This window comes from Pseudoalteromonas sp. Isolate3 (assembly GCF_022398505.1).
Taxonomy (GTDB): domain Bacteria; phylum Pseudomonadota; class Gammaproteobacteria; order Enterobacterales; family Alteromonadaceae; genus Pseudoalteromonas; species Pseudoalteromonas apostichopi.
The window spans coordinates 1-4,536 of record NZ_JAKEVN010000182.1 but is presented as its reverse complement, the minus strand read 5'-3'; the positions used below and the strand labels follow the sequence as shown (position 1 = coordinate 4,536).

At 37.4% G+C, this 4,536-nt stretch carries 4 protein-coding genes; 1 reads left to right on the top strand and 3 read right to left on the bottom strand.

The features are described from left to right. Positions 1–561: 561 nt before the first annotated feature. On the top strand, positions 562–1,092 hold the full coding sequence (locus tag L1D46_RS19755) for a hypothetical protein (protein ID WP_239978100.1): 531 nt from the start codon (positions 562–564) through the stop codon (positions 1,090–1,092). A gap of 60 nt (positions 1,093–1,152) precedes the next feature. On the opposite strand, the gene L1D46_RS19750 is transcribed toward L1D46_RS19755, so the two are convergent. The 3 genes from L1D46_RS19750 to L1D46_RS19740 form a co-directional block, all read right to left on the bottom strand. Continuing rightward, positions 1,153–2,196 (bottom strand): GGDEF domain-containing protein, encoded by a 1,044-nt coding sequence (locus tag L1D46_RS19750; RefSeq protein ID WP_130052457.1) that lies wholly within the window; start codon positions 2,194–2,196, stop codon positions 1,153–1,155. 109 nt (positions 2,197–2,305) lie between these two features. Continuing rightward, positions 2,306–3,133: a mechanosensitive ion channel family protein gene (locus tag L1D46_RS19745; protein ID WP_130052458.1), complete on the bottom strand. Its 828-nt coding sequence runs from the start codon at positions 3,131–3,133 to the stop codon at positions 2,306–2,308. A gap of 64 nt (positions 3,134–3,197) precedes the next feature. After that, positions 3,198–4,169: a calcium/sodium antiporter gene (locus tag L1D46_RS19740; protein ID WP_130052459.1), complete on the bottom strand. Its 972-nt coding sequence runs from the start codon at positions 4,167–4,169 to the stop codon at positions 3,198–3,200. Between the last annotated feature and the right edge of the window lie 367 nt (positions 4,170–4,536).

The following is a 4,536-nucleotide window of genomic DNA, read 5'->3' as shown; positions in this document are numbered from 1 at the left end:
GTGTTTAGGCGAATTACTCAAAAGAGCGAACTTCGGCCATTCAAAATTGCTTTTCTATTTCGTCAAAGTATATTGCTTGCATAGTCAGGAAAGCGACCCAATCGCTCTTTTTTGTCCTGAGACAAAAGCTAGAACTACTGCATTTTAGTCTTAATGGCAATTAGTTAAGAAGTTTGTTAAAAATGAGTCATTCAGAAAAGCGAGCGACACTGTGTTAGAAAAACGCGCGATTCGCTCGCTATARACATGTCATGTTTCAAAGGGAAAAGTTGACTTATGAGTTATAGATTTGGAAATAAACTACTTTTTATTYTATCCGTTATAGTKTTTATTTATAGCCTGTTCAGTATTTTCGAAATGCAATTTTCAGCATTTGGATTTAGCGTTAAACTTAATGAAAATCCTGTATTATTTTATTTCATTGTAGGTGGCTTATTAATGGCCTCAGGCTTTACGTTACTAATAAAGACCTTAGAATTTGCCAAAAGCAAAACTCAACGAGTTGAAACATAACAAGCCATTGCAGTGCGGGGCGYTATAAAGCAACGAGGCATCAGAATTTTGGAAATGCATTTTGTATTTACTTCCTCTAGAGGACTAATTGAATCAGCAGAATATCTGCYGGCACACACTGAAGATGATGATGCATTCTTCAATTCAAATAAATACTCCTTTATCTTAGTTGCTGCCGCTTCATTGGAAAGCTTGCTTAATGAAGGCATCATCTCATGGGCTTTTCGTCATTTCCCTAAAGCTGATCACAAAAGACATGCAACAGCGTTTCTTTCAATGAACTTAAGTAAAAAGTTAGATGTATTAGGGTTCCTTTTATCATCTGGTAAGCTCATTACAGACAATGAAAGTAAAATTTATCAGACTTTGATTAACTTAATAAAACTCCGAAATGAAGTGGCACATAGCAAGGACTTTTATAAAGAAACKGACATTGATTATGGTGAGCTAGATAAAGATGGTGGTAGAAGTTTCCTTTTACCTTATGATATTTCTAAATTAATGAATAATCMCCCTCTAAGTATTGAGCAAGAAAAGTGTCAATTCATTGTGTCGTCATTGAAGCACTCTGCAAGATAACTTTAAACATTCAAAATGTGGTCATTAATGAACGTAATGACCACAAAATTAATCCAAGTTTCATTCATTATATTCAACTCGATTTCTGCCATTTTTCTTTGCACGATATAGAGCTAAATCAGCACGTTCAATTACTGTTAGCGTATTATCATCACTGTGATTAATCGTCACTCCACAGCTGACTGACAATCTTTTTTCGTGAAAATAAATACCATTTATATCTGTAATAATGGTCGTTGCAACCTCTTTTGTTTCATCTAAGGTTGCCCCTTCAATGATGATTACAAACTCTTCGCCACCCCAACGAGCACATAGCGCTTTACTTGGAGATACTGACTTTAATTTATTTGAAACAATGACAAGCGCTTTATCGCCTTCCAAGTGACCATAGGTATCGTTTATTTCTTTAAAATAATCAATGTCTAGTAGTATGAAACCAAAATTCGAGCTTTTTAGTAAACTTGAAAGCGTTCTATCTAGTTTTTCTCGATTAAACAATCCAGTGAGTTTATCGGTTTCAGCGAGTTTTTTAATAAGCTGATTTTTCTCAGCCAACGTATCATAAGCAGCAAACCGAGTTTTTTCATAGAAACGAAATAAGACAATGTGAGCAATGGCAACTTCAATAATATTAAAAACAGAGCCAAGGCCAATTTTAAGAGGTTCCGGATTCTGTGAGTGTTCATAAACTATAAAAGCACACACTGCAAAAGCAAACGCACTAAGTAAACTTCCCCAATTTCGACCTACTAAATAAAATGAAAATGGAGGAATTAATGTTGCCCAAAATAATGAATAGGCCGCGCCGTTAATTGAGATAATAAATGTCAGTATTAAACTGTTAATCAATAACACCACAGCCCATGAAACCGCTTTAATTTTTGAGCTTTTAATGAACCAAACATATAGTAAAATAGACAAAGTTAGCCCAACCGCATCAAGCAAAGCGAGTTCATAGCTGTTGAATTTAAAGATATTGATAACAGTCAGTACAAAGAAGTACACAGTACATATCAATAAAGAATGGGCGATCAAACGGCTTCGCCAAAATAGCTCAGGACTATTGTGGTGTGCTGGAATGTTTTTATACCAATATTTGAGCATAATAAACTCTACTTCGTAATAATCAAACGCGAGCAATGCTCTAAAAGCAAAAGCTCAGTCCTGTCACTTTATCATAGAAAAACTTTTTAGAACTGAGCACATTTTTTCTCTATTTCTTATCACTGTTAACTATATGTAAATCACGTTGAGGAAATGGGATGGTAATTCCTTTGCTCTCCACTTTATCTTTAATTTTACGCTGTGTTTGCCAATATATATCCCAATAATGTGGTGTAGCGACCCAAGCACGAAGCTGCAAGTTAACAGAGCTATCTGCTAATGTGTGTACTAAATACTGAGGGGTTGGCTCCATTAGAATTCGAGATTCTTCATCGACAAGCTCCTTTAACGCTGCTAGACCATCTTCAATTGAGTCACCATAAGAAATACCTACTGTTATATCCATACGGCGCTTATCGTTTCTAGTAAAGTTTTTTATCGCATTTGCCCAAACGGTGCTATTTGGAATTGAAACAAAAACGCCATCAGCAGTTTCAAGGACTGTGGTAAATAGCCCTAAATCTTTTACACTGCCTGTATAGCTTGATACTTCAACAAACTCTGCCTTTTTTAGTGGCTTTAGGAAAAGTAGCATGACTCCTGCAGCCACATTACTGAGCGTATCTTTTAACGCTAGACCAATCGCTAAGCCTGCGGCACCGACGAGTGCAACAAGGCTTGCCGTATTAACTCCAAATAAATCTAAAATAATCACAATTGCAATTAAATAAACCACATAGCCTGAAAGCGTGGTAAGCAGTTTTGTAATGATTTCATCTTGCTTGCTCAGTCTGTAAACACCTTTATGTACGGCACGTTTTAGTAATTTTGAACAAATATTTGCCCCAATAAAAATGAAAATAGTCAGCAGCGTATTCTTTGCTATTGCTATAAGTTGCAATTGATGCTCAGAAAAAAAGTTTATGATGGTGTCCATCGGTGATTTCCCTTTTAATATAAATAAAATATGCGCTTTACTCTAAACAATTTAGCGATAAATGTTATCTAATGATACTGGTAACTAAGTAGCCATTGTAAGCAATATAGGAAGCAAGCAAGATACCACCTTCCCAACGATTTATTCTGCCTTGTCGGCCAAAACCGTAAGCCATAACCAATAATATGACGGAAAGTACAAGCATCACACTCCAATCTCTGTAAAGTACGTCTGTAGAAATGTGAGGTATAGGCTCAATAATACCGGCGATACCAATTACGGCTAGGATGTTAAACATATTCGACCCCACAACATTCCCAATGGCGATGTCATGCTCTCCCTTTTTAGCGGCAATAATAGAAGCTGCAAGCTCTGGCAAAGATGTCCCTAATGCAACGATAGTTAAGCCGATAATAAGGTCACTGACACCCAGCGCAGTTGCAATTTCAACCGCTCCCCAAACAAGTATACGAGAGCTAATAATGAGTAATGTTAAACCCGCGATGAGCCAGAAAATTGCTTTCCCTAAAGACATGGCGTGACTTTTAAGCTCAGTATCAAATTCTGTTTTAAGGGTATCACTCGGTGATTTCATACCTGAATACACAGACCATACTAAGAACAAGACTAATCCGCCCAGCAACAGACTTGCATCAATCACTGATAAAGCGCCGTCATACAGCAAATACCCTAAAAAAAGTACGACAGCTAATAATAAGGGAAGCTCGTTTTTAACAATTTTAGACTGAACAGTGATAGGCGCAATGATGGCTGTTACACCAAGAATTAAGCTGATATTTACAATGTTGGACCCAAGTGCATTACCTAAAGCCAAGTCAGGGTTTCCATCACTTGCCGCCATGGCAGACACGACCATTTCAGGAGCCGAAGTCCCAAAACCAACAATGACCATACCAATTAAAATTGAAGGCAAGCCAGCATGGCCTGCTGTAGATGCCGCCCCTTCAACAAAGCGGTCTGCACTCCATACGAGTAAGGCAAACCCTGCAATAATAGCGGCTATAGCTAAAACCATGACTGAGCCCCCGCGATATCAATACCTGAAAGGTGTATGGCAGAGTTGTCTGGTCTATTTGCAAAATGAAGTGAACTTTGGCAGCGATGTAGTTTCATTATTTACCCTTAGGGCAGACTAGACTAAAAAGACAACAAACCATCTCTGCCCGAAATGACTCATTGCCTTAAGTCTTGTCAAAACCTGATACGGTTCGAAACTGCCACGAGCTATGTTGCCCGGAGACTGTTGACAGTTTCCTTGCTTAATGCAAGAGACTACTCCCCTAAGTTTTTCAAGAATAATCCATCCCTAATAATAATACAATTAGCTTGACTCCCTTTTTTAAAAAATGATAAATATAAAGAAAAAATGATAAATATAAAGA

Bases quoted from the DNA above. Each gene is read 5' to 3' on its own strand.
- L1D46_RS19750 (WP_130052457.1), bottom strand. From the start codon at position 2,196: ATGCTCAAATATTGGTATAAAAACATTCCAGCACACCACAATAGTCCT.
- L1D46_RS19745 (WP_130052458.1), bottom strand. From the start codon at position 3,133: ATGGACACCATCATAAACTTTTTTTCTGAGCATCAATTGCAACTTATA.
- L1D46_RS19740 (WP_130052459.1), bottom strand. From the start codon at position 4,169: ATGGTTTTAGCTATAGCCGCTATTATTGCAGGGTTTGCCTTACTCGTA.